The following is a 23907-nucleotide window of genomic DNA, read 5'->3' on the forward strand; positions in this document are numbered from 1 at the left end:
GTCCTCCCAATGATTATTCGTAGTTTTGCGGTTATTCATAATATTTGCCGGCGTAGAGAATTTTAGCTGCCGCTTTCCAGGGATTTTCATCCGTTAGAAACGCCGCTTCGGCGCCCCGACTGTCATCGGTCCAGGTGACAGCCCAGGCAACAGCCGATTCGAGAAAAGTGGCTATGGAGCCGTTGTACCAGCCATTCCAGCCGGGGTCGGATGGTCCGGGCCTAGCAGCCTCCTTGCGGTCTGCATCCTCCCTGTCCTTCCGTAGCGCATCGATAAACCGAACGAAGGATGGCAAGTCCTGCACGCTATCGAGGGCCAAGGTGAGCTGCGCCGAGGATGCGGCCTCGGATTTGTCCACCTCGTCCCAAAGCTTGTCGTCGGCCATCGTCACTCCCGAAACCCCACAACAAGGCCGTCGCGGGCAATCGTCAAGTCACCGGCCCACGATTTCCTGACGGCGGCCTCCCAATCGGCCTCGCCGATCTCCGGATCGTCGGCTGGAATGAGGTGGTTGAGCACCAATCTTTTGACGCCGGCATCGCTTGCGATGCGGCCGGCCTCCTCGGCAAAGCTGTGGCTGGCGAGCAGATGTTCTTTCAGCCGCGCGCCATTGCCGGTCCTGGCAACCAGCCGCTCTATACCTTCTTCCAGCATGGCTTCATGGACGAGAATGTCTGCATTTTTGGCGAAGCCGGCTAGCGGCGGAAAGAAGGCGGTGTCGGCGGAGAAAACGACGCTTTTGCCGGCATGTTCGAAGCGCAGCGCGAAACAGTCGGTCACCGGCGGATGGTGGACGCGCAGCGCCGATACTTTCAGACCGCGCTGCGCAAGAATCTCGCCCTCGCCGAATTCGACGATCGAAACCAGTTCGCGAATGTCCGGCCGGCCCTCGTCGACAATGCGGATTTCGATGTCGAACTCCATTGCCTGGCAGAAACGCCGCCAGTAATGGCCGGTGCCGGGCGGTCCGAACAGCGCCACGGGGTTGGCGAGACCAGCCGTCCAGGCGGTGTGCAACAGCGGCCCCAGTTCCAGCACATGGTCGGAATGCAGATGGGTGATGAAGATCAGGTCGAGCGCCTTCAGGCTGATGCCGGCATCGACCAGGCCGCGCGTGACGCCCAGCCCGCAATCGACGACAATGGTCCGCCCGACGAGTTCCAGCAGCGACGAACTCGGCCATGGCCCGCCCGGCCGCAGCGCCGGGCCGCCCTTGGAGCCGAGACACACCAGCCGGTCGCTCATAGGGCGAGCCTCAAGACCAGTCGCCCTCCGGTGTGCCGTTGAAACGCTTCTTCAGGTCGGACCAGCAGTCGATGTAATTGTCCTGCCGGGTTTCGAGCTCAGCGCCGTAGCGGGTCAGCATTTGCGGGAATCGGGTCTCGAACATGAAGGCCATCGTGTTGTCGAGCTTGACCGGTTTCAGTTCGACACGCGAGGCCTTTTCGAAGCCAGGCGCGTCGGGGCCGTGGGCCAGCATCAGATTGTGCAGGCTGATGCCGCCGGGCACGAACCCCTCTTCCTTGGCGTCGTATTGGCCGTGGATCAGGCCCATGAACTCGCTCATGATGTTGCGGTGGTACCAGGGCGGCCGGAACGTGTCCTCCGCCACCAGCCAGCGCGGCGGGAAGATGACGAAGTCGATGTTGGCCGTGCCCTCCTCGCCGCTCGGCGCCGTCAGCACGGTGAAGATCGACGGATCCGGGTGATCGAACAGAATGGCGCCGACCGGCGAAAACGTCGCCAGATCATATTTGTAGGGGGCGTAGTTGCCGTGCCAGGCAACGACGTCGAGCGGCGAATGGCCGATCTCGGTGACATGGAAATTGCCGCACCATTTTACTGTCAGCCGGCACGGCGTCTCCTTCTCCTCGAACCAGGCGCAGGGCGTCTTGAAGTCGCGCGGATTGGCCAGGCAATTGGCGCCGATCGGGCCACGGTCCGGCAAGGTGAGCTTGGCGCCATAGTTTTCGCAGACGTAGCCGCGCACTTCGGCATCGACGAGTTCGACCTTGAACACCAGCCCGCGCGGCAGCACGGCGATCTCGCCGGGCCGAAGTTCGATGACGCCCATCTCGGTGACGAAGCGCAAGGCGCCAACCTGCGGCACGACAAGCAACTCGCCGTCGGCGTTGAAGAAATGGTCGTCGACCATAGAGCGGTTGGCGACATAGACATGCGCCGCCATGCCGCTCTGTCCCAGCACGTCGCCGGCGGTGGTGATGGTGCGCATGCCCTGAATGAAATCGGTCGGCTCCTTCGGCATCGGCACCGGGTTCCAGCGATATTGGCCGAGAGCCAGTTCGTGGTCGCCGACATTGGGTGCGGTCTTCCACAGGGGATAGCTCACCGCCTTGAAACGGCCGGTGTGTTTTACGCTCGGCCGGATCCGATAAAGCCAGGAGCGCTCATTGGTGCCGCGCGGTGCGGTGAAGGGCGAGCCGGACAGCTGCTCGGCATAGAGACCATAGGCCGGCCGCTGCGGCGAGTTTCGGCCCTGCGGCAGTGAGCCGGGCAAGGTTTCGGTCTCAAAATCATTGCCGAAGCCCGGCATGTAGGAAAAGGCCATCCGATCCTCCCTGATCCCGACCCCGCGAAGCGCGGCCTGCCGGTGATGTTGACCAAACTGGTTTCATTTGTAACCATCGAAAATGTAACTATCAACGGCGAACGCATCCACGGTGCGCAGATGGAACCTGAGATCCTGGAACTCGAAAGCTTCCTGCCCTACCGGCTTTACCGGCTGGCCGACGCTGTCAGCCGAGAATTTTCAAAAATCTACCGCGACCGTCACGGTCTGACGCGGCCGGAATGGCGCACGCTTTCAGGACTCGGGCAGCGCGGCACGATGACCGCGACGGCGCTCGGCGAGCAGTCGGCCATGCACAAGACCAAGGTTTCGCGGGCGGTGGCGGAGCTTGAGCGGCGGCGCTGGCTGACGCGCACGCCCGACGACAACGACCGGCGTGTGGAACACCTGGCACTGACCAAAGCGGGGCTCGCCGCCTATCGCGAGATGGTGCCGCTGGCGAAGGCGTTTGAACGGGAGTTGCTGGCGAGGCTTGGTGCGGACGAGCGGGCGGCGATTGTGAATGGGGTGGCGGCACTGGAGGGCGCGTTGAAAGAAAGGTGATCTGAGAGGCTGGCGCGAGGCGCCCCCCTCTGTCCTGCCGGACATCTCCCCACGAGGGGGGAGATCAGATGTCATGCAGGCTTTCGCCAATCGCCAACGTCGCAGGACGAGCGGTGCGCCGGAACCGCTAATCTCCCCCCTCGTGGGGGAGATGTCCGGCAGGACAGAGGGGGCGCGAAGGATCGCCAACCTCTCCAATCGGCAAACTACCAGTCCATCACCACCTTGCCGGAACTGCCACTGCGCATCGCATCGAACCCGGTCTGGAAATCATCGATCCCGATGCGGTGCGTGATCAGGCCCGATACATCCAACGGTCCCTGTACCAGCGCGATCATCTTGTACCAGGTCTCGAACATTTCGCGGCCGTAAATGCCCTTGAGATGCAGCATCTTGAAGATAACCTTGTTCCAGTCGATCTCGAAACCGGTCGGCGCGATGCCCAGAATGGCGATCTTGCCGCCATTGTTCATGGTGTCGATCATGTCGCGGAAGGCGGGGGCCGCGCCCGACATTTCGAGACCGACGTCAAAGCCTTCGGTCATGCCGAGGGCCGGCATGATGTCGCGCAGCTTTTCCTTCGAGGCATCGACGACATGCTGGACGCCGAGTTTTTTGGCCAGCGCCAGCCGCACCGGGTTGATGTCGGTGATGACGACTTTTCGCGCCCCCACACACTGGGCAACGAGTGCGCCCATGATGCCGATCGGGCCGGCACCGGTGACCAGCACGTCCTCGCCGACGAGATCGAAGGACAGGGCGGTGTGCACTGCATTGCCCAGGGGATCGAAGATGGCGGCGATCTCGTCGGGCACATCGTCGGGGATCGGCACGACATTGTGCTGCGGGATCGCCAGATATTCACCGAAGGCGCCGGGGCGGTTGACGCCGACGCCGAGCGTGTTGCGGCAGAGATGCCCCCTGCCCGCGCGGCAGTTGCGGCAATGGCCGCAGACGATGTGACCTTCACCCGAAACGCGCTGGCCGACCTTGTATTCGGTCACCGCCGTGCCGAAATCGGCGACCGTGCCGACGAATTCATGGCCGGTCACCATCGGCACCGGTACGGTCTTTTGCGCCCACTGGTCCCAATTGTAGATGTGCACGTCGGTGCCGCAGATCGCGGTCTTCTTGACCTTGATCAGCACATCGTTGGGGCCGATCTCCGGCACCGGCACCTCTTCCATCCAGATGCCCGGCTCGGCCTTGGCCTTCACCAGCGCCTTCATCATGTTCGACATGCTTTTGTCCCTTGAATCCTTTGATCCGGAATCGCTTTTGGCGGCTCAGGAAATGACGCCCAGTTCCTTGCCGACCGCCGCAAACGCCGCCACCGCACGATCGATATCGGCGCTGGAATGCGCCGCCGACATCTGCGTGCGGATGCGCGCCTGGCCTTTCGGCACCACCGGGAAGGAAAAGCCGATGACATAGATGCCGCGCTTCAGCATGCGCGCCGCCATTTCCTGCGCCAGGCTGGCATCGCCCACCATCACCGGGATGATCGGGTGATCGGCCCCGGCCAGCGTGAAGCCGAGCTTGCCCATTTCGGAGCGGAACCGCGCCGCATTGGCATATAGGCGCTCGCGCAAGGCATCGCCATTGCGGATCAGCTCGAACACCTTGATCGAGGCGCCGGCGATCGCCGGCATCAGCGTGTTGGAGAACAGATAGGGCCGCGAACGCTGGCGCAGCCAGTCGACGACCTGGCTTTTGCCGGAGGTGTAGCCCCCGGAGGCGCCGCCCAGCGCCTTGCCGAGCGTGCCGGTGATGATGTCCACCCTGCCCTCGACACCACAATGTTCGGCCGAGCCGCGGCCGTTCTTGCCGACGAAACCGACGGCATGGCTGTCATCGACCATCACCATGGCATCGTATTTGTCAGCGAGATCGCAGACGCCTTTCAGATTGGCGATGATGCCGTCCATGGAAAACACGCCATCGGTGGCGATCAGCCGGAAGCGGCAGTCCTTGGCTTCCTTCAGCCGTGCTTCGAGATCGGCCATGTCGTTGTTGGCGTAGCGGAAGCGCTTGGCTTTCGACAGCCGCACGCCATCGATGATCGAGGCATGGTTCAGCGCATCGGAGATGATCGCATCCTCTTCGCCGAGCAGCGTTTCGAACAAGCCGCCATTGGCATCGAAGCACGAGCCATAGAGAATGGTGTCGTCCAGGCCGAGGAAGGAAGAAATCGTAGCCTCGAGCTGCTTGTGCTCTTCCTGCGTGCCGCAGATGAAGCGCACCGAGGCCATGCCGTAACCATAGCGGTCGAGCGCGCCCTTGGCTGCGGTGCGCAATTCGCCGCTGTCGGCGAGGCCGAGATAGTTGTTGGCGCAGAAGTTCAGCACCTTGTCGCCGCCGACCTCGATCTCGGCCGACTGCGTCGACGTGATCACCCGCTCGGACTTGTAGAGCCCGGCGGATTTCAGCCCTTGCAGTTCATTGTCGATATGGGAGAGGAATGCCGCGCTCATGATCAGGTCCTATTGAGATTGGCGGCGACTGTCGCGCCCCCCGCGTGAAAAATCCACCGCAAAAGCGACCGCTTCGGTGGCGCGGTAACCTCAACCCTGGAGCGATCCGATCGCATGGTCAGCATGCTGGAGTAGCAGGCGGGCGAATTTGGCCATGTCGCGAAAGAACATGATAACCATTTCGGCAGCTTTCGTTTACTGCTGAAGCATCAATTCCGCCGGTTTCGAGACCTGTTAACCCTTTCAAGCCAATGGTCTTCTCGCCATGAATCCGTGGCGGAAATCTGTTCGACCGAGGGGTCACCTAGAATATGTCGCAGCAGCCGGCGCAAACCGTCTCGGGCAAACTCATCCTGCTGATCAAGACCGGCTACTGGCTGGCTCTGATCATCATCGCGGCGATGGTGATGGCCTCCTTCATCCTGCTGCAGCAGATGATGGCGGCGCAACAGCACAACCACACGCTGCTCGATATCGTCAGCACCCAGAAGGCGCTGTCGCAGCGCATCGTCTTCCTGGCAAGTGCAACCGGCTCCGCCTCGCGCGACAAGCAGCCGGCCCTGGTTTCTGCGCTGAAGCAGGCGACCACCGAGTTTGAGACGAACTACGATCTGCTGCTCGAGCAGACCGGGGCCGATCCCCAGTCGCCGGCGCGGTCCGATCCAAAATCGATCGAAAACGTGCTGTTCGCCAAGCCGTTCCACCTCGATTATTTCTCGGTCGGGCTTATCGCCAACGGCCAAAGGCTGATCTCGTCCTTCGAAACCCAGCTCGCCGGCAATGCCGCCTACAAGGGAGGCGGCGAGCGCGTCAATCTCGACGCCTCTGTCGCCAATGCGACGCTGTCGGGCTATGCCGCTCTTGGCCAGCGCATCAGCGCCTTTGCCGACGAACGGTCGGAGAAGCTGCTCGATCTCCACCGCACCTTGTTCTACGCCACCATCGGCGTCATCGTGCTGGTGGCGCTTTTCATCTTCCGGCCGATGTCGAAGGCGATCCTGCGCAAGACGCATGAGCTTATCGACGCCCGCAATTCGATGGCCTTCATCGCCGTGCATGACGGGCTGACCGGGCTGCACAACCGCACCTTCCTGACCGATCATTTCGAAACGCTGATCAAGGGCGCGCATCGCCGGCGCGAAAGGCTGGCGGTGATCCAACTCGACCTCGACCGGTTCAAGCAGATCAACGACACGCTCGGCCATGCCGCCGGCGACTATGTGCTGGTCGTCACCGCACAGCGCATGCGCGATTCCTGCCGCGCGTCGGATCTGTGCGCTCGCCTCGGCGGCGACGAATTCGTCATGATCCTCAACGGCGCCGGCGGCACCGAGGACATCAACATGCTGGCCAGGCGCATCCTCGAGCAGATCAACGAACCGATCATGTTCCAGGGCACGACCATTCTTCCTGGCGCCAGTGCCGGCATTGCCGTCTATCCAATCGACGCCGACAATGCGGCGGATCTGCTCGTCCACGCCGACCTCGCGCTCTATTCCGCCAAGAAGCTTGGCGGCGGCAGCTTCTCGTTCTTCTCCGAAGAGCTCAGGCGCGAGCTCGACCACCGAAAGCAGCTCGAGCACGACATCAAGGTCGCCATTTCGGAGAAAGCCTTCCAGGTCTATTTCCAGCCACAGGTGTCGCTCACCAACGGCGCCATCAGCGGCATCGAGGCGCTGGTGCGCTGGAAACATGCCGAACGCGGCATGATCTCGCCGGGAGAGTTCATTCCCGTCGCCGAAAAATGCGGCTTCATGCCCGAGATCGGCCGCATCGTCTTTGCCAAGGCGATCGAGCAAGCAGCCGAGTGGGATCGCGCCGGCATCGCCTTCGGGCGGCTTGCCGTCAACGTATCCGGCACCGAGCTGCGCGAGCCGGACTTCGACCGCTTCCTGTTCGCGACGCTGGAAAAGGCTGGTCTGAAGCCGGAGAAACTGTCGCTGGAAATCGTCGAATCCGTCATTCTCGACGACGAGAAGACCGGCATCGCGGCCAAGCTGCGCCATATCCGCGCCGCCGGCGTGCATCTCGAGCTCGACGATTTCGGCACCGGCTATGCCTCGCTCAGCCACGTCAATCCGAACGAGATCGACCGGCTGAAGATCGATCGTCGCTTTGTCCAGAACATCAACGAGAATGGCGACAACACCAAGATCGTGCGCGCCATCACCGAGCTGGCGCGTGGCCTCGGCATCTCGATCGTCGCCGAGGGTGCGGAAACCGAGGCCGAACTCGATTCGCTGATGGCGATCGGCTGCGACCAGGTGCAGGGCTATTCCATTGCCTTCCCGATGCCGCAGGACAAGGCGCGCGAGTGGCTGCTGGCGCGCACCCCGAAGAAGGCCAAACTCAAGGTCCTTCAGGGCAATCTAGCCTAGGCTATTGCCACGCCGGCGCCGGTCATTTAGCCGGCGCGACATTGGCCCGAAGTGCTGCCAGCACCTCTGCGAATTCCGCCAGCCTGTCGTCCGGCAATCCCGCGCGCAGCCGCTTGTCGAAGATGAGAGCCGCCGCACGCAGTTTCAGGAACATCGCTTCGCCGGCTTGCGTCAGCTCGACCAGATGGACCCGACGGTTGTCGGGATCGCGGCGGCGCGTCAGCAGGCCTTGCGCCTCCATGAAATTGAGATGATGGGTCAGCGTCGCGCCCTGGATGCCGATCATGCCGGCTAGCTCGCGCTGATTGGCGAGTTCGCTCGACTTGACCGAAAGCAGGGTCAGCCACACCGGCAGCGTGCCGCCGGCCTCGACCATTGCGGCCTCGAAGGCCTGCGCCACCAGCTTCGAGGTGCGGCCGAGATTCATGCCGATGGGCGGGCGATCAAAAGGAGTCATGAGCCGACAGTAGAACAAGCCATCGAGCGAGGGAACGAGGCATTACGCATTGACATCAAATCATTCGATATCTAACTGTATGCACAGCATTGAACGACATACCGGGCGGGGCAAGGAGGAACCATGCAATATGTCTACATCGCCACCATCGGCCTTCATGTCATGGCCGGCGTGTTCTGGGCCGGCACCACCATCACGCTTGCCCGCGATCCCGAGATCAAGGCGGAGGGTTTCATCCAGCCGCAAATGGGCTCGGCCGGCGTGGTGTTTCTGACCGGCGCGCTGCTCTGGTATTTCTTCCACGGCGCCTATTTCGGCTCGATGGAAATGGTGCTGGCGCTGGGCATCCTGGCCGCCTTTGCAGCTGCCGGCGTTCTCAGCGTCGTGGTTCGCAAGACCAGCCGGCAGCTTGCGGGCGCGGACGCCGCCACGGAGCGGGCTTTGCGCGCCAAAATGGCAGGAGGCGAGCGCATTGCCGCCTGGCTCCTGGTGCTCACCGTCCTTTGCATGGCGACCGCCAGGATGATTTGAGCTCTGCCGCGCGTTATCTCCCGGTTGAAGCATTCCGCATCGTACGTCGCCTGGCTCCCGCCGGTGGCGTACGCGGCGCGCAGCTCGAACGGATGTGCAAGGTGGCTCTCCGCACAGAGGTTTGGCTGCGCGCCACCCATYGGGCGCCGACAGCCATCGATCCTTGATCAACCGGATGCCCAAAGAATGCGGGTAGAAAACCACCATTTGGGCCAGACCAATACTTTCACGGCCGACAATTTCGGTGTAGATTTTCAATTGGTCTTGTCAGACAGTTGACCTCTACCGCTGCAATGCAGCAACCAACTCGGCTCGCGGTCGTGACCCTCTGATTTGACCTTGAGCGGCAAGGCTCTTCTTAACAATGAAGAGACAACGGGCGACGGTGCTTGCATAGCATCGAAATCAAGGGGGTATCATGGCAAAGAAAATCAGCTCTGTGGGCGTGGATTTCATCAAGAAGTGGGAGGCTTTTATCCCCTTCATCTATGACGACCTGGTAAAGCCGACCAAGGAATGGAAGGGCGGGCCGGTCAAAGGCACGCTTACCATCGGCTACGGTCACACCAAGGCGGCCGCGGATCCGATCAAGATGGTGCTGGGGCTGAAGATCACCGAAGCCCAGGCCACGAGCATCCTGGCAAACGATCTGGCACCAGACGTGGCAGCGGTGAACGCAGCGGTCAAGGTGCCTTTGACGCAGCACCAGTTCGACGCCCTGGTCTCGTTCAAGTTCAACACCGGCAGGATGGCAGGAACAGGCCTTGTGAACCGCATCAACGAGAAAAAGTTCGATCAGGTGCCCGCCGAATTCATGAAATGGGTCAAGTCCAAGGGCAAGGTCGTGGAAGGGTTGAAAAACCGCCGGAAGGGCGAGATCGAACTCTGGAACAAGCCGTAAGGCCTAAACCCGCAAGCCGAACCTGATGCCGTCATAGATGGCGGCGTGGATGTTGCGCGAGGCGACGGCGTCGCCGATGCGCAACAGCACGAAGCTGCCTTCGGGGTTGCGTGAGGGGAAGATATCGCCGCCGCCGACCAGCCGCTCGTAGTCGACCGCGCCACCGTTTTTCGACAGCGGCTTCAGCTGGAGATAAAGGTCGTCGAGCGGCGCCGTGCCATGCTCGACCACCACCTGGTCGACCCGCCTTTCACCGCGCCAGCCATCGGCAAAGTCGGATGCCAATTCGGCGACCAGCTGATTGCCCTCGCGCCGCACCGAGCGCAGCCTGGTGTTGATGGTGATGGTGACGCCCTTTTCCTGGAAGGCGCGCATGTAGGGCACGTGGTTCATGCCGCCCATTTCCGGGGCGAAGAAGCGTTCCGGCGAAACCAGCTCCAGTTTTGACCCGGCATTGGCGATCAGCTCGGCCGCGCCCATGCCCTGGTGGCCGCCATTGTCGTCGAAGAGCAGCACGTTCTCCGCCGGCTTGACGCTACCGGCCATGATGTCCCAGCTCGAGGTCACGAGATTGTCGCCTGATGTCAGCGGCGGATTCTGCGGCAGGCCGCCGGTGGCGATCACCACCACATCGGGCGCCAGCGCCAGCACATCGTCCTGTTCGGCCCAGGTATCGTAGCGGATCTCGACGCCGAGCCGCTCGAGCTCGGCCAACCGCCAGTCGATGATGCCGATCAGTTCCTTGCGGCGCGGGTTCTGCGTCGCCAGCCGAACCTGCCCGCCGGCCTGACCGGAGGCTTCGAGCACCGTGACGTGGTGGCCGCGTTCGGCCATGACGCGGGCTGCCTCCAGCCCACCGGCGCCGGCGCCAACGACGACGACTTTCCGCTTTGGCCCTTCGGTCTTGGCGATGATGTGCGGGATCTCGGCCTCGCGACCGGTCGCCGCATTGTGGACGCACAACGCTTCGCCGCCTTCATAGATGCGGTCGAGGCAATAGGTGGCGCCGACGCAAGGACGGATCTCGTGCTCGCGGCCTTCCATGACCTTCCTGATGATGTGCGGATCGGCGATGTGGGCGCGGGTCATGCCGACCATGTCGAGCTTGCCCGTCGCGATGGCATGGCGCGCGGTGGCAACGTCGGAAATCCGCGCCGCATGGAAAGTCGGGAACTTCGTCGCTGCCCTCACCTCGCCGGCGAAATCGAGATGCGGCGAAGAGCGCATGCCGGTCACCGGGATGACCTTGGTCAGTGCCGCATCAGTCTCGATCGAGCCGCGGATGATGTTGAGGAAGTCGACCTTGCCGGACGCCGCCAGCCGCTTGGCGATCTCGACGCCCTCCGCCTTCGACAGGCCCTTTTCAAAATCCTCGTCGGCGACCATGCGGATGCCGACGACGAATTTTTCGCCGACCGCCGCCCGTACCGCATCCAGCACCATGTCGGTGAAACGCAGCCGGTTGTCGAGCGAACCGCCGAACTCGTCGTCGCGCTGGTTTGTCGCCGGCGACCAGAAGCCGTCCATCAGATGGCCGTAGGATTCGAACTCGATGCCGTCGAGGCCGGCCGCCTGGCAGCGCTGGGCGGCCGACGCATAGTCGGCGACGATGCGCTCGATGTCCCAGTCCTCGATGGCTTTCGGGAAAGCGCGATGCGCCGGCTCACGCACCGGCGAGGCCGACAAAACCGGCAGCCAGTCGGCCTTGTTCCAGCCGGTGCGGCGGCCAAGGTGGGTGATCTGGATCATCACCTTGCAGTCATGCTCGTGGCAGGCGTCGGCAAGCTCGGCCAACCACGGCACGATGCGGTCGTCATAGACATGCAGATTGCCGAAGGCGGCCGGACTGTCGCGCGAGACGATCGCCGAGCCGGCGGTCATGGTCAGCGCCATGCCGCCCCTCGCCTTTTCGGCGTGGTAGAGCCGATAGCGCTGCTTCGGCATGCCATCCTCGGAATAGGCCGGCTCATGGCTGGTCGACATCACCCGGTTCTTCAGCGTCAGGTGCTTGAGCTGATAGGGCTGGAGAAGCGGATCGTTGGAGGTCATCGTCTTCCTGCTTTTTCAAACTGTGCTAATGAGCGCGGAAAATCCAAGGACAACCGCTCATGATCGATACCAGAACCCTCACCCAGCTCGGCGCTCACGTCGAGGCGCCACAGAGCCCAGAAACTGCGGTCCTGGAGACCGTGCCGTTCCAGCGCGGCGACGGGCCGCCGGCGATCGTGCGCTTCACCTGTCCGGAATTCACCTCGCTCTGCCCGGTCACCGGCCAGCCGGATTTCGCCCATATCGTCATCGATTACGCACCCGACGCCACCCTTGTGGAATCGAAGTCGCTCAAACTGTTCATGACCTCGTTTCGCAACCATGGCGCTTTCCATGAAGACTGCACGGTGATGATCGGCCGCCGCATTGTGGCGGCGACCAAGCCGCTGTGGTTGCGCATAGGCGGCTATTGGTATCCGCGTGGCGGCATTCCGATCGATGTCTTCTGGCAGACGGGGGCGCCGCCCGAAGGCGCCTGGCTGCCCGACACCGGCGTTGCTCCCTATCGCGGCCGAGGCTGAACGGGCGTCAGCCATTGCCGACGCCGGTCCGGCAGAGCTTTGCCGCCAGGAAAGGAAGCACCGCATCGCGGTAGCGGGGCTGGTCGTGGCGCAGCAGGTCGACATGGCCTGCGCCTTCGAACCAGACCAGCTGCGAGCCGGCGGCGGCATTCTGCAGCGCCAGCACCTGCCCGCGATCGATAAAGGGATCGATGCTGCCCGCCAGCAGCATCACGGGCGTGCCGATCTTGCCGAGGCGGTCGACCGGCCTGACGTCGTCGGCACTCACCCTAAGACGAAGCGGCATCTGCGCCAAAAGCACATCGGCCTGGAATCCGCGCCAGAAATGGAAAGGCATGCGCCATGCCGTTGTCTCGCGCAAACTGGCGTAGAGCTGCTCCAGCACATACGCATCGGCAGGCGCGTACTGTGCTGCAAAGACGAAGGCAGCCGCGCCCAGCGACGAGCCGACAGCGCCAAGCCTCTCGCCGGGAAAACGTTGCCGCGCAAAGGCCATGATGCGCACCGCATCCTGGCTTTCGCCGTAGCCGAAGCCTTGGACACTGCCGCCGCTCTCGCCATGCCCCGACAGGTCGAACAGGACGACGGAATAGCCGGCATCGAACAAGAGTTTCGCCCTTTGCACCAAAGCGAGCCGGTTGGCGCCGCGCCCGTGCAACAGGACGATCGCGCCGCAACTGCCTTTTCGCTCTGCCACCCAGCCGACAAGCTCGGGCGCGCCGGCCTGGTTGAGCACGACGCGCTCAACCGACAGGTCACCCGGCGCCGCCAGAGCTTGCCGGGGCGCCCGGGCGATCAGCATGGTGCCGATGTGCCAGTAGAAGGCGCCACCGGCAGCGGCGATCCCGACCAGCACGATCGCGAGCAAAACGCGAAGCTTCATTACCGCTCACCCGCAAGCGATCGGCGGCTCATTCGCACTGATACTGGCTGAGCGCCCATTCGCCGGTCACCGAGAGCAGGTCGGATATCTTCCAGGCGCCGTCGACCTTCTTCAGTTTCCACTCCAGCCGGTGCTGATTGCCTTCGACAACGAAGGCCACAACCACCTTGGCCTGATCGCCGTTGACGGCCTCGATGCTCTTCAGGCTCTTGTCGATTGCAAGCTTGTCGTAATCGGCATTGTCGAGCGCCATGTTGGGGTCGAGGCATTCGCCCTGCCCCGACGCCCGCAGCGCATCGCTCTTGTCGAGCACGGTCTTGGCCGGATCGACGAAGTTCTTGCGCTGGGTCGGATCGAGCTCCAGCCCGAGATGTTCGTAGAACGGCTTCACCACCGCCGTCGGCGAGCCCGGCAGGATCGGCGCGGCCGGCTCGGATGGCGGCCATGCCAGAGGTGGCGTCGCCGGTTCCACCGCATTGCCAGGTGGATTTGCAGGCGGCGCACCGCCCGGCGCTGTCTCAGCCGGGGCATTTGCGGGCGGCGGACCCAGCAGCCCTTGAGCGGCGGCTGTGCTCAATCCTGCCAGCAGGCACACGGTCAGCAAAGTTGGAAGACGGCTACAGGCCATCGCATTACTCCAGGCCCCGACGGGCATGCTTTGGCTGAAACGTCCAGCCATTGTCATCGGCGCCTGGTGGCAAAGATGCAGAATTTAAAGACGCTAACAAGCCCTCGATTGCTTGCTTCGCGCGGGTGGCCCCGCGCGAAGCGCTGCAATGTGCGAACTTATTTCTGCGCAATGGTTGGCGGGTTCGGACCGTCGGCCGTGTTGCCGTTGAGCTGATTGGTGCCATAGGACGAAATGACACCGCCATTGACGATGGCCGTTCCCGTCGTATTGCCGGAGATCGTCGATCTGCCGACCCGGATGGTGGCGTTGGCGCCGTCGGCGCGCAGGCCGCCCGCCGCTCCGTTGTTGGCCACGGCAACGCCGTCAACCATGATGTTGATCACAGGCCCGCCGACCGGATTCAAGATGCTGATGCCGGCATTGGTGTTGCCCGACACGCTGCTGTCCACGACCGTCGTGTTGGAACCGCCCGTGTTGCTGGTACCGTCGGCCTTCACGCCGGCAAGGGCGTTGTTCTCGATGGTCGAGTTGTCGATGACGACCTTGGCCACGCCGGCTCCGGTCGGCTGGATGTGGACGCCGTCGCCGCCGTTGTCCGTGATGAAGCTGTTGTTGATATAGAGTTCGGATGTAACCGACGGTGCGAAGAAAACGCCGTTGCCGTTCGGTGCTGCGCCGCTGTTGCCGCGAATGACGCAATCCTCGATGTGCAAGGCCGCGCCGACGAGAAAGCGGACGCCATTGAGACCGGGCGATGCCGTCGCTGTGTCGATATCGAGACCGCGCAGAACAACGATGTCGGTCGCCGCCGCGTTGATGACGACGCCATTAACCGATGCATTGGAAATGCCTGCCTCGACATCCTCGCAAGCGATCGTAATCGACTTGGTGATCGTCACCGCGCCAAAGCCACCCGGGTCGATGCAATTGATTTCGCCGCCGGGAGCCGTTTTCGAGATCGCGCCGGCGAAAGTCTTGCAAGGTGCGGTGCGGCTGCACGGATTGACATCGTCGCCAACGCCGGAAACCCACGTTCTAGGCGCCTGCGCGGACGCCGGCGTGGCAAGACAAGCCATCACCATAGCGATTAAAATTGAAGATACGATGTATACAACTTTATTCATCTTCTAAATCCCCCGTGTAAATAATGTTAGTAGGCAATAGTAGTTTACACTACTTCGCTCAAAAGGCAACTAGACCATGATTTTTATCTGTAGTCAGCTCTACTTCTTCGACTGCGAGGCGCTCCGCACAAAGAACTACAATGGGTTAACAGCGCAGTGGGTGCACAGCACCGTGGGGCGCCACCGACAAATCGGGGCGCTCTTGGCAAGACATCGCTTTTGATCGTGTTACGATCTGCCTGCCAGCCTGCCTGGCATGGTTATGCCTTGAGATCGCGCCGTAAGGGCGGGACAATCGACAACGGCAGCGGAGCTACAGCATTCGCTCGGGGCTTGCCGGTCATGTATTCCAGTTGGCTGAGTGTCCAGCCGTTACAAACGTACTTGGCGCGGTTTAACCGCGCCAAGCGTTGCTATCAGGAGTTGTCTCAGCAGCTATTTCTGCGCAATGGTCGGCGGATTGGGACCGTCAGCCGTGTTGCCGTTAAGCTGATTGGTGCCATAGGACGAAATGACACCGCCATTGACGATGACCGTCCCGGTGCCGTTGCCGGAGATCGTCGAGCGACCGACGCGGATGTTGGTATTGGCGCCGTCGGCACGCAGGCCGCCGGCCACGCCGTTGTTGGCCACGGCAACGCCGTCGATCATGATGCTGATCGCCGGACCGCCGACGGGATTGAATATGCTGATGCCGGCGTTGGTATTGCCCGACACGTTGCTGTTTACGATCGTCGTGTTGGAGCCGCCCGTGTTGCTCGTACCGTCAGCCTTCACACCGGCCAGATTGTTGTTTTCGATGGTCGAACCATCGATGATGACCTTGGCCACACCGGCTCCGGTCGGCTGGATATGAATGCCGTCATTGTTGCCGGTGATAAAGGAGGCGCTGACATAAAGTTCGGCTGTGCCCGACGGTGCGAACAAGATGCCATTGCCGTTCGGCGCGGCAGTCGTGTTGTCGCGAATGACACAATCTTCGACATGCAGAGCGGCGCCGGCAAGAAACCGTATACCATTGAGACCGGGTCCAGCCGTCGCGCTGTCGATATCGAGACCGCGAAGAACGATAATGTCCGTCGCCAGCGCGTTGATGATCACGCCGCTCGCCGATGCATTCAGCACGCCTGCCTCGACGTCCTCGCAGGCGATGGTGATTGATTTGGTGATTGTCACGTTGCCAAAACCGCCGGGATCGATGCAGTTGATTTCGCCGCCGGCGGCGGTTTTCGAGATGGCACCGGCAAAGGTCTTGCAAGGTGCGGTGCGGCTGCAGGGATTGGCGTCATCGCCAACACCGGAAACCCATGTCCGGGTCGCCTGCGCGGACGCCGGCGTGGCAAGACAAGCCATGACAAACGCAACTAGAACTGAAGACAATAGATATGTGATCGATTTCATATGCCCAACCCTCCAAATTTGAACAAGTTAATACTTGCTACCAAGCAAGCAAAGGTACCCCGCTACGCCTAAAAAAGCAACTACTGATGTGGCAGACTTTAGCGATGCAACCGCTTTAAAGTCGGCTTTGCTGCGCCAGCGAAATAATTGCTGCATTGCCGTAAAATATAGCGACCGTCGGAATGGACGGTACGATATTTGCTTAACAATTTTATGGCTGTCGCGTTGAGAGACCGCGTCAGGGCAATCCAGGGAGCAATATTGCTACCGCGTGGGCGTCGCACGATTCGGCAGGCCGCGGCAATTCCGGCTGTCATGGGACCGGCTGCGCGCTTGCCTGGACCCGGCGGCGGCCGCCATGTCTGAATGCAAAAAACCCTGCAGATCACCGGCAGCAGACTAGCGCCCCCGAACGCCGGACCAGCGCGCCGGCATCACTCCGGCGCTTTATCCGGCATGCATTCGAGCGCGCTCAGCGTCCAGTTGCTGGTCTTGGAGGTGATGTCGGCGACCTTCCATTTGCCGTCGATCTTCTTCAGCGACCACAGCATTTCGCGTTTGGACTCATCGCCTTCCGCAAACAGGCTGAACGTGGCGGTGACTTCGGCCGTATCGCCGTTGACGGTCTCGGCCAGCTTCAATGTCTTGGCAATCGTCTTCTGATCGAAATCCTGGGCGTCGAGGCCGGGATCGAAGTCGAGGCAAGCGACCTCGTCGGGCTTGTTCTTCTGCGCCTGGTCGTTGAGATCGAAGAGTTTCGTCACCGGCTCGGTGAAGCGGTCGCGGTATTTGGCGTCCCCTTCGAATTTGACCTCAGGCACATAGAAGAACTTCACGGCGTTGGAAGCTGGCCCGGCAAATGCCGCGGCGGGCAAGGCAATCGAAAGGGCAGCGGCCAGCACTATCGGTCTCATGCAGGAATCTCCGGCTGTTCGGCGGCAAGGTGGCAATACCACACATCCTGCATATCGGCTTTTTTGCGGCTCATGAAGCCTCCAAGGCTCGTTGGCCGAAGATCGCATCGCGCGGTGCGCTCGGCCGGCAAGAGATCAAAGGCCAAGCGCCACCTTGCGTCCATCATGAATGGCAAAGGCTGCCTGCCTCGAAGCCGTGCAATCGCCAATCGAGGTATGGGCGATGCCGATCCTGTCGAGTTCGACCGACAGGCTGTCCTGGGCCATGCTGGTGCTGGCAAAGACCAATGCGTCCGCCTCGACTTCCTGCTCGGCGCCATCGAGCAAGGATGCAATTCTGGCCTTCGTGCCGTCCCAATGCACCACGGCGCTTTCGGTGACAAACCTGACCTTCAGCGCAGCCAGTGCCCGGCGCAGCGGCGCATCCACGGCCATCCGCTGAAGTTCCTTGCCAACGAGGGCGTCCGGCGTGACGATCGTCACATCATGACCGTCCTCGGCGAGTTTCCAGGCGGTGCCGCAGCCTTTCCAGTTGCCGCCATCGTCGAGGAAAAGCACCCGCTTGCCCGGCCTCGCCTCCCTGGCCATCACGGCTTCAGCGGAGAAAACCGTGCCACCGCCCGGAATGCTTTCCCATTGCGGCATCGCGCGCTGAAATGCGCCGTCCTGAGGCATGGAACCCGTCGCGACGATGACGTGATCGGCGTCCTCGCGCTGGATGTCCTCGGCTTCGACATATTGGCCATAGCGCACATCGACCTGAAGCTGGTTCAGCTGACGCTGGTACCAGTCGATAAGATCAAGAATTTGCGCCCGGCGCGGCTGCAGGCCGGCGAGCCGGAATTGCCCGCCGAGCCGGTCGGACGCCTCGGCCAGCGTGACCCGATGTCCGCGCTCCGCCGCCACACGCGCGGCTTCAAGACCGGCCGGCCCGCCGCCAACGACAAACACGCGTTTTGGCGTTGCGGCCGGGGTGAAACGGTCGCCGCCCCATTCCCATTCGCGCCCCGCTGACGGATTGATCACGCAGCTGATCCAGTAGTCGCGGCTGCGTCGGCCCCAGCACATCTGGTTGCAGGACAGGCAGCCGCGGATGTCCTCTTCTCGCCCGGCTGCAGCCTTTGCCGCCAGATGCGGATCGGCGATCTGCCCGCGCACGATCGAAACGAGGTCGGCGCGGCTTTCGCTCAGCACGCTCTCGGCGTTTTCCGGCGTGCGGATGTGGCTCTCGGCGGTCACCAGCGCGTGGCGGACAGTCGATTTCAACACCGCGGCCAGGTCCGCGCCGAGCTTCTCCGGATAGAGGAAAGTCGGCATGATCTTGTAGAAATCGAAATACGAGCCCGACCCGCAGGTGACATAATCCATCAGGGTGTCACGGTCGTGCAGGTCGATGATCTCGGCCAACGCCTCGCGCTTCAGCGCCACCTCGACTTCCGGTTCGTCATTGATCGCGAGACCGACGATGAAGTCGTCCCCGCAAACCTTGCGGATGCGGCTCATCACCTCCCGGCTCATGCGGGTGCGGTTTTGCAGGCTGCCGCCCCATTGGTCGTCGCGCCGGTTGGACCATGGCGTCCAGAACTGATCGAGCATGGAATGGTAGGCCGCCCATACCTCGACGCCGTCGAAGCCGGCCTCGCGGCAGCGACGTGCAGCCTGGACGAAGCCGTCGATCGTCTCTTCGATCTGGCGCTCGGACATACGGTGCGAACCGTCTGAATCGTGGTAGCTCGGCAGGCCGGACGGCGACCAGCCGGCATGGAAGGAGTTGTCCGCGTCGGCATGCTGGCCGACGTGGTAGAGTTGCTGGATCGCGATGGCGCCATTGCCGCGGATGGCGTCGGTCACCTTGCGGAAATGCGGGATGACGCTGTCATCGGAAGGGCGAAAGTTGCCGCGAGTCAGCACCGCAGCCTGATGTACCGGCATCGGCTCGACAACGATCATTCCGGCCCCGCCGATGGCGCGTTCGGCGTAGTAGCCGACATGGCGGGCCGTCGGCAGGCCGTCCTCGGCCATGTTGGCCGTATGGGCTCCAAAGACGATCCGGTTGCGCAGCGTCTTGCCGCGCAACGTCGCCGGTTCGAACAGACGCTTGAAGACCCGCCCGGACATGCACGCTCTCTTCCTCATCGGCGACATTGCGCCGGCGCACAGGCTCCGGCGCCGTGTGGTTAAACTTCCAGCGTCAGCCGTCCAGCCAGACGTTCTGCAGATCCATCTCGAAGGTCTGGTGAACGCCGTAGTTCTTCACCTTCTTGTTCATGTGGCTGTAAAGCTTCTGCCAGAAGGGCTGAATGATGACGCCGGAATCCTGCAGGATCTGCTCGACATCCTTCATCACCTCGCGCCGCTTCTCGACGTCGATGAGCGAAAGCGCCTGCTTCAGCTTGGCGTCGAAATCGGGATTTGCGTAGGCCGATTCATTCCAGGCCTCGCCGCTGCGGTAGCCCAGTGCCAGCACCTGGACGCCGAGCGGGCGCATGTACCAGATGGTCATCGAATAGGGATATTTCGTCCAGTCGTTCCAGAAGGTCGAGCCCGGCAGCACCGTGCGCTTCACCTTGATGCCGGCGTCGCGCAATTGCCCGGCAATCGCGTCGCCGGTGTTCTTCTGCCAATCGTCCTCGACGGTGATCAGCTCGTGCTCGAAATCGGCCTGTCCGGCATCCGCCATCAGCTTCTTGGCGCCGGCGGCATCGCGCTCCTTCTTGGGCAGCGCAAAATACTCCGGATGGATCGGGCTGACATGGTGGTTTTCGCCAACCGTGCCACGACCGTTGTAGCCGAGCTGCAGGACCGTATTGTTGTCCACCGCCATCTGCAGCGCGTTGCGCACGCGCTGGTCGTCATAGGGCTTGTGCGTGATGTTGGTGCGGGCAACCAGCGTGGTCGCGGTCGCAACTTCGGACTTCTGCAAGCCCATCTTGTCGAGGATGTCGATGAAGTCGGACGGCGTTTCGAAATTGAGGTCGATCTCGCCGGAATCGAAGGCGTTCACCGAGGCGTTGAAGTCGGTGCCGTAGTCGATGAATTCGACGCTGTCGAGCGGCGCTTCACCGCCCCACCACTTGCCGTTTTCACGACGCTTGACCACCGCCTTCTGGCCGACATCGTAAGACACCAGTTCGAAGGGTCCGGTACCGATCGGCTTCTTGACCGGGTCGGCGCCGTCGGCATCGAAATTGCGGTGGACGACGAGTGCGGGATAGTCGGTGAGGTTGGGGATCAGCGAAATGTCGGGGGCTGCGAGCGTGAGCTTGACCGAGAAGTCGTCGACCTTGGTGATCGCACCGTCTCGCGCCTTGCCCGACTTTTCATCGATCAGCCCGCCGACGCGTGCGGCCATGGAATTGCCGGCGACGGCCTTCTCGCACCAGCGGGTGACATTGAAGACCACGTCATCGGCGTTGAAGGCATCGCCATTGTTCCAGGTGATGCCCTTGCGCACATGCAACGTGTATTCGGTGGCGTCGTCATTGATGTCCCAGCTTTCGAGCAGCACCGGCTCGAAGGTGAATTCCCTGGTATAGCGGACCAGCGGCTCCAGCCAGCAGCGCGAGATGTTGGCGAGTTCCACCCAGTCATAGGTGCGCGGATCTTTTTGGGCCTTCACCGACATCGATATGTGCAGCGTGCCGCCCTTCTTCGGCTCCTCGGCAAAGGCCTGTCCCGGCGCGGCGAGGCCGATCATGCCGTAGGCCAATGCAGTGGACGCGCCGAAGGCGCTTGCCAATGCGAGAAATTCGCGCCGGTCCATGCGGCCTGCTTGCGCCTCTTTGGCCATCGCCTCGATGGCGCCGGGCACGCGATCGCCATTGCTTCTGAACAGTGTCATGTCTTCCTCCCTTGCGGTTCCCTTGGGGTTTTTGCCCCTTATCAATTTCACGCTGGTGTTCCTGTCAGCTGACGCTGTCGGGCAGCCTCTCCTCGCGCTGCGCGATGAAGTCCTTGAGACCCTCGGCGACGCCCTCATCGAGCTTCGGCTCCTCATAGTCGGCCAGCATGTTGCGGGCTTTCTCGCGGCCGCGCGTGTCGTGGTCCTTCGCGCCTTCGGCCTTCCACTGTTCATAGGAGTTGAAGTCCATGATGGTGGGCATGAAGAAAGCGGACTCGAAATGCTCGAGCGTGTGCTGGGTGCCGAGGAAATGGCCCTGCGGCCCGACCTCGCGGATCGCGGCAAGCGCTTCCTTGAAGTCGTCGAAAGGCAGGCCGCCGGCATATTTGTACCAGCCGACGAGCTGTTCGCAGTCGGTGGCGAATTTCGAATAGCCGCAGGTGAGCCCGGCTTCGAGCCAGCCGGCGGAATGCCAGATGTAGTTGGCGCCGGCGAGGATCGCGGCATGCATCAGCATGTTGGATTCGTAGCCGGCCTGGGCGTCGTTGAGCTTGGAGCCGACATGGAAACCGGAGGTGCGCCACGGCAGTTTGTATTTCCGCGCCAGCGCGCCCATCAGATACATCATCTGCGCGGCCTCCGGCGTGCCGCCCATCGGCGCGCCGGTCTTCATGTCGACGGTGACCATGAACTGGCCGTAGATTTGCGGCGAACCCGGACGGATGAGCTGGGTGAAGGCAACGCCGGCCAGCGCTTCGGCATTGACCTGCGCCACCGCGCCGACGGCCGAGGCCGACGTCGAGGCGCCGCACAGCGCGAAAGGCGCCAGGATCAGTGGCTGGTTGTGACGCGCATAGACCTTCATCGCGTCCAGCATGGTGGCGTCCCACACCAGCGGCGAATTGCAGTTGGTGATCGACACCAGAACCGGGTTTTCGCGGACGTACTCCTCGCCAAAGACGATGCCGGCCATCGCCATCGTGTCTTCGGCGCGCTCCTTGGAGGTGACGATGCCCATGAACGGCTTGTCGGAATGCTTCAGCGCCGAATGGATGATGTGCAAATGCCGCTTCGGCACCGCGATCTCCATCGGCTCGCAGATGATCGAGCTCGACGAATGCAGCGCCGGCGCCATGTAGGCGAGCTTGTGGAAATTGTTGAGGTCGGCAAGTGTGCCGTAGCGCCTGTTGTTGTCGAGGTCGCGGACGTAAGGCGCGCCATACATCGGCACGAAGACGGAGTTCTTGCCGCCGACGCGCACGGTGCGCTCGGGATTGCGGGCATTGAGGGTGAACTCGGACGGAACTTTCGAAATCAGCTCCATCAAAAGACCGCGGTCGATCCTGACGCGTGTCTCGGACACATCGGCGCCTGCCGCCTTCCACATGGCGATCGCCTCGTCGTCGCGGAATTCGCAACCGACCTCTTCGAGGATGGCGAGCGACTCCTGGTGGATCAGCTCCACCGCCTCGTCCGGGACCATCTGATAGGTTGGGATCTCGCGGACCAGGGTCGGAAACGAGGTGACGGGTGCGCTCCGCAGCGCCTTGCGTCCGAGGCGACCGCCGCCGCGGCGGTGGGTCTGCTCGGTGAGTTCAGCGGCCGGTGCGTTCATGGTGCCTCCCTTGCGGTCTTATCCAGCCAAGTTAGCGAGACGAAATATGGATGTGATGCTGGAAAATCCTGATCTCTTGTATAAGCTCAGCTTATGCGAAGCCTGCGCCATCTCCTGCCTTCGGCCGGCAGCCTGATCGTCTTCGAGGCGGCGGGCCGGCTGTCGAGCTTCACCGCCGCCGGGCGTGAGCTCGGCATGACGCAGGCGGCCGTCTCCTATGCCGTGCGCGGGCTGGAGGAACAACTCGGCGCGCAGCTGTTCCAGCGCCGCCACCGCCAGGTTGTCCTGACGGAAGCCGGCGAGCGCTTCCATGCCGACGTCTCGCTCGGCCTGTCGCACATCCGCAAATCGGCCGAGGATCTGCGCCTGCAGGCAACCGGCGGCCATGTCACGCTGGCGGCGTCAACCGCCTTCGGCTCGTTCTGGATGATGCCACGCCTGCAGCAGTTCCGCGACGAACTGCCGGGGATCGATCTCAGAATCCAGACCGCCGACCGCGATCTCGACATCATCGCCGAGGGCATTCCGCTCGCCGTGCGCGGCGGCGAACCGAAGGAATGGCCGGACTATCATGCGCTGCCTCTGGCCGATGAGGAGATCTTCCCGGTTGCCGGCGCAAGCTATGTGGCGCGCTTCGGACTGCCGGAGACGGTCGAGGATCTTCCCTTACACCGGCTCATCCATCTCGAAGAGCCGTTTCGCGAAGCAGCAAGCTGGGACGAGTGGTTCCAGTCGGCCGGGGTCGGTATCACCGACGCCGGGCGTGGCCTGCGCATCAACGACTATGCGCTGGTGATCCAGGCGGTGATGGAGGGTCAGGGCATCGCGCTCGGCTGGCGGCATCTGGCTGAACGGCTGTTGGCGACGGGGCTGCTGGTGCCGGTGACGGATCACGTGCTGAAGACCGGCAAGGCGTTCTACGTGGTGTGGCCGAAGAACCGGGAGTTGAGCGAGAATGCGCGGAAAGTGAGGGATTGGCTGGCGGCGCAGGCGTGAGTTTGACTGGCGCAACCTCTTGAGGCTGGCGGGACAGCACCCCTCTCTGTCCTGCCGG

Annotated in this window: 22 protein-coding genes; 7 read left to right on the forward strand and 15 right to left on the reverse strand. The window is 62.4% G+C overall.

The window, feature by feature from the left end; genetic code table 11:
- Window positions 1–31: 31 nt before the first annotated feature.
- The 3 genes from AC1DYJ_RS22700 to hmgA are packed head-to-tail and all read right to left on the reverse strand — an operon-like array spanning window position 32 to window position 2569.
- Complete coding sequence (locus AC1DYJ_RS22700; RefSeq protein ID WP_477282465.1) at window positions 32–385, reverse strand: DUF7660 family protein; 354 nt, start codon at window positions 383–385, stop codon at window positions 32–34.
- A 2-nt stretch (window positions 386–387) separates the two neighbouring features.
- Window positions 388–1245, reverse strand: a complete 858-nt coding sequence (locus AC1DYJ_RS22705; RefSeq protein ID WP_477282463.1) for an MBL fold metallo-hydrolase — start codon at window positions 1243–1245, stop codon at window positions 388–390.
- 10 nt (window positions 1246–1255) lie between these two features.
- Window positions 1256–2569 (reverse strand): homogentisate 1,2-dioxygenase, encoded by a 1314-nt coding sequence (gene hmgA / locus AC1DYJ_RS22710; RefSeq protein WP_477282461.1) that lies wholly within the window; start codon window positions 2567–2569, stop codon window positions 1256–1258.
- A gap of 120 nt (window positions 2570–2689) precedes the next feature.
- Between hmgA and AC1DYJ_RS22715 the strand changes: the two genes are divergently transcribed.
- The gene (locus tag AC1DYJ_RS22715; RefSeq protein ID WP_477282649.1) at window positions 2690–3133 is read left to right on the forward strand and encodes a MarR family winged helix-turn-helix transcriptional regulator; all 444 of its coding nucleotides are present in this window, start codon (window positions 2690–2692) and stop codon (window positions 3131–3133) included.
- A 206-nt stretch (window positions 3134–3339) separates the two neighbouring features.
- Here the strand turns inward: AC1DYJ_RS22715 and tdh are convergent, their stop codons facing one another.
- A complete protein-coding gene (gene tdh / locus AC1DYJ_RS22720) occupies window positions 3340–4374 on the reverse strand; it encodes an L-threonine 3-dehydrogenase (RefSeq protein WP_477282459.1) in 1035 nt (344 codons plus the stop codon).
- A gap of 45 nt (window positions 4375–4419) precedes the next feature.
- Window positions 4420–5607 (reverse strand): glycine C-acetyltransferase, encoded by a 1188-nt coding sequence (locus AC1DYJ_RS22725; RefSeq protein WP_477282457.1) that lies wholly within the window; start codon window positions 5605–5607, stop codon window positions 4420–4422.
- 311 nt (window positions 5608–5918) lie between these two features.
- Between AC1DYJ_RS22725 and AC1DYJ_RS22730 the strand changes: the two genes are divergently transcribed.
- Window positions 5919–7985, forward strand: a complete 2067-nt coding sequence (locus AC1DYJ_RS22730; RefSeq protein WP_477282455.1) for a putative bifunctional diguanylate cyclase/phosphodiesterase — start codon at window positions 5919–5921, stop codon at window positions 7983–7985.
- 22 nt (window positions 7986–8007) lie between these two features.
- Here the strand turns inward: AC1DYJ_RS22730 and AC1DYJ_RS22735 are convergent, their stop codons facing one another.
- Window positions 8008–8442 carry a MarR family winged helix-turn-helix transcriptional regulator gene (locus AC1DYJ_RS22735; protein ID WP_477282453.1) on the reverse strand — a complete coding sequence of 145 codons (435 nt, stop codon included), beginning with the start codon at window positions 8440–8442 and terminating at the stop codon, window positions 8008–8010.
- 123 nt (window positions 8443–8565) lie between these two features.
- On the opposite strand from AC1DYJ_RS22735, the gene AC1DYJ_RS22740 reads away from it, so the two are divergent.
- On the forward strand, window positions 8566–8973 hold the full coding sequence (locus tag AC1DYJ_RS22740) for a hypothetical protein (protein ID WP_477282451.1): 408 nt from the start codon (window positions 8566–8568) through the stop codon (window positions 8971–8973).
- Between the two features lie 418 nt (window positions 8974–9391).
- Window positions 9392–9874 (forward strand): lysozyme, encoded by a 483-nt coding sequence (locus AC1DYJ_RS22745; protein WP_477282449.1) that lies wholly within the window; start codon window positions 9392–9394, stop codon window positions 9872–9874.
- A 3-nt stretch (window positions 9875–9877) separates the two neighbouring features.
- Here the strand turns inward: AC1DYJ_RS22745 and AC1DYJ_RS22750 are convergent, their stop codons facing one another.
- A complete protein-coding gene (locus AC1DYJ_RS22750) occupies window positions 9878–11923 on the reverse strand; it encodes an oxidoreductase (RefSeq protein ID WP_477282447.1) in 2046 nt (681 codons plus the stop codon).
- 59 nt (window positions 11924–11982) lie between these two features.
- Between AC1DYJ_RS22750 and queF the strand changes: the two genes are divergently transcribed.
- Complete coding sequence (queF, locus tag AC1DYJ_RS22755; RefSeq protein WP_477282445.1) at window positions 11983–12444, forward strand: preQ(1) synthase; 462 nt, start codon at window positions 11983–11985, stop codon at window positions 12442–12444.
- 7 nt (window positions 12445–12451) lie between these two features.
- Here queF and AC1DYJ_RS22760 read toward each other — a convergent pair whose 3' ends face one another.
- From AC1DYJ_RS22760 to AC1DYJ_RS22770, 3 genes are all read right to left on the reverse strand, one after another.
- Entirely contained in the window at window positions 12452–13327 is an 876-nt protein-coding gene (locus AC1DYJ_RS22760) for an alpha/beta hydrolase (RefSeq protein WP_477282444.1), read from the reverse strand.
- Between the two features lie 28 nt (window positions 13328–13355).
- Window positions 13356–13955: a YqhG/Tai3 family protein gene (locus AC1DYJ_RS22765; protein ID WP_477282442.1), complete on the reverse strand. Its 600-nt coding sequence runs from the start codon at window positions 13953–13955 to the stop codon at window positions 13356–13358.
- Between the two features lie 158 nt (window positions 13956–14113).
- Complete coding sequence (locus AC1DYJ_RS22770; RefSeq protein WP_477282440.1) at window positions 14114–14857, reverse strand: right-handed parallel beta-helix repeat-containing protein; 744 nt, start codon at window positions 14855–14857, stop codon at window positions 14114–14116.
- Between AC1DYJ_RS22770 and AC1DYJ_RS22775 the strand changes: the two genes are divergently transcribed.
- Complete coding sequence (locus tag AC1DYJ_RS22775) at window positions 14844–15089, forward strand: hypothetical protein (RefSeq protein ID WP_477282438.1); 246 nt, start codon at window positions 14844–14846, stop codon at window positions 15087–15089. The two genes, AC1DYJ_RS22770 and AC1DYJ_RS22775, sit on opposite strands and share 14 nt — an antisense overlap.
- Window positions 15090–15517: 428 nt before the next feature.
- On the opposite strand, the gene AC1DYJ_RS22780 is transcribed toward AC1DYJ_RS22775, so the two are convergent.
- From AC1DYJ_RS22780 to AC1DYJ_RS22800, 5 genes are all read right to left on the reverse strand, one after another.
- Window positions 15518–16435 (reverse strand): right-handed parallel beta-helix repeat-containing protein, encoded by a 918-nt coding sequence (locus tag AC1DYJ_RS22780; RefSeq protein WP_477282436.1) that lies wholly within the window; start codon window positions 16433–16435, stop codon window positions 15518–15520.
- Window positions 16436–16917: 482 nt separating this feature from the next.
- A complete protein-coding gene (locus AC1DYJ_RS22785) occupies window positions 16918–17397 on the reverse strand; it encodes a DUF3828 domain-containing protein (protein ID WP_477282434.1) in 480 nt (159 codons plus the stop codon).
- Between the two features lie 135 nt (window positions 17398–17532).
- Window positions 17533–19515, reverse strand: coding sequence for an oxidoreductase (locus AC1DYJ_RS22790; RefSeq protein WP_477282433.1), 1983 nt, complete (start codon window positions 19513–19515; stop codon window positions 17533–17535).
- Between the two features lie 73 nt (window positions 19516–19588).
- Window positions 19589–21238, reverse strand: coding sequence for an ABC transporter substrate-binding protein (locus tag AC1DYJ_RS22795; protein WP_477282431.1), 1650 nt, complete (start codon window positions 21236–21238; stop codon window positions 19589–19591).
- Between the two features lie 64 nt (window positions 21239–21302).
- Window positions 21303–22853 carry a trimethylamine methyltransferase family protein gene (locus tag AC1DYJ_RS22800; RefSeq protein WP_477282429.1) on the reverse strand — a complete coding sequence of 517 codons (1551 nt, stop codon included), beginning with the start codon at window positions 22851–22853 and terminating at the stop codon, window positions 21303–21305.
- 93 nt (window positions 22854–22946) lie between these two features.
- Here AC1DYJ_RS22800 and AC1DYJ_RS22805 point away from each other — a divergent pair, with 93 nt between their 5' ends.
- On the forward strand, window positions 22947–23849 hold the full coding sequence (locus AC1DYJ_RS22805) for a LysR substrate-binding domain-containing protein (RefSeq protein ID WP_477282427.1): 903 nt from the start codon (window positions 22947–22949) through the stop codon (window positions 23847–23849).
- Window positions 23850–23907: the final 58 nt, after the last annotated feature.

Source organism: Mesorhizobium sp. P2_B11, assembly GCF_056404855.1.

Bases quoted from the DNA above. Each gene is read 5' to 3' on its own strand.
- AC1DYJ_RS22700 (WP_477282465.1), bottom strand. From the start codon at position 385: ATGGCCGACGACAAGCTTTGGGACGAGGTGGACAAATCCGAGGCCGCA.
- AC1DYJ_RS22705 (WP_477282463.1), bottom strand. From the start codon at position 1,245: ATGAGCGACCGGCTGGTGTGTCTCGGCTCCAAGGGCGGCCCGGCGCTG.
- hmgA (WP_477282461.1), bottom strand. From the start codon at position 2,569: ATGGCCTTTTCCTACATGCCGGGCTTCGGCAATGATTTTGAGACCGAA.
- AC1DYJ_RS22715 (WP_477282649.1), top strand. From the start codon at position 2,690: ATGGAACCTGAGATCCTGGAACTCGAAAGCTTCCTGCCCTACCGGCTT.
- tdh (WP_477282459.1), bottom strand. From the start codon at position 4,374: ATGTCGAACATGATGAAGGCGCTGGTGAAGGCCAAGGCCGAGCCGGGC.
- AC1DYJ_RS22725 (WP_477282457.1), bottom strand. From the start codon at position 5,607: ATGAGCGCGGCATTCCTCTCCCATATCGACAATGAACTGCAAGGGCTG.
- AC1DYJ_RS22730 (WP_477282455.1), top strand. From the start codon at position 5,919: ATGTCGCAGCAGCCGGCGCAAACCGTCTCGGGCAAACTCATCCTGCTG.
- AC1DYJ_RS22735 (WP_477282453.1), bottom strand. From the start codon at position 8,442: ATGACTCCTTTTGATCGCCCGCCCATCGGCATGAATCTCGGCCGCACC.
- AC1DYJ_RS22740 (WP_477282451.1), top strand. From the start codon at position 8,566: ATGCAATATGTCTACATCGCCACCATCGGCCTTCATGTCATGGCCGGC.
- AC1DYJ_RS22745 (WP_477282449.1), top strand. From the start codon at position 9,392: ATGGCAAAGAAAATCAGCTCTGTGGGCGTGGATTTCATCAAGAAGTGG.
- AC1DYJ_RS22750 (WP_477282447.1), bottom strand. From the start codon at position 11,923: ATGACCTCCAACGATCCGCTTCTCCAGCCCTATCAGCTCAAGCACCTG.
- queF (WP_477282445.1), top strand. From the start codon at position 11,983: ATGATCGATACCAGAACCCTCACCCAGCTCGGCGCTCACGTCGAGGCG.
- AC1DYJ_RS22760 (WP_477282444.1), bottom strand. From the start codon at position 13,327: ATGAAGCTTCGCGTTTTGCTCGCGATCGTGCTGGTCGGGATCGCCGCT.
- AC1DYJ_RS22765 (WP_477282442.1), bottom strand. From the start codon at position 13,955: ATGGCCTGTAGCCGTCTTCCAACTTTGCTGACCGTGTGCCTGCTGGCA.
- AC1DYJ_RS22780 (WP_477282436.1), bottom strand. From the start codon at position 16,435: ATGGCTTGTCTTGCCACGCCGGCGTCCGCGCAGGCGACCCGGACATGG.
- AC1DYJ_RS22785 (WP_477282434.1), bottom strand. From the start codon at position 17,397: ATGAGACCGATAGTGCTGGCCGCTGCCCTTTCGATTGCCTTGCCCGCC.
- AC1DYJ_RS22790 (WP_477282433.1), bottom strand. From the start codon at position 19,515: ATGTCCGGGCGGGTCTTCAAGCGTCTGTTCGAACCGGCGACGTTGCGC.
- AC1DYJ_RS22795 (WP_477282431.1), bottom strand. From the start codon at position 21,238: ATGACACTGTTCAGAAGCAATGGCGATCGCGTGCCCGGCGCCATCGAG.
- AC1DYJ_RS22800 (WP_477282429.1), bottom strand. From the start codon at position 22,853: ATGAACGCACCGGCCGCTGAACTCACCGAGCAGACCCACCGCCGCGGC.
- AC1DYJ_RS22805 (WP_477282427.1), top strand. From the start codon at position 22,947: ATGCGAAGCCTGCGCCATCTCCTGCCTTCGGCCGGCAGCCTGATCGTC.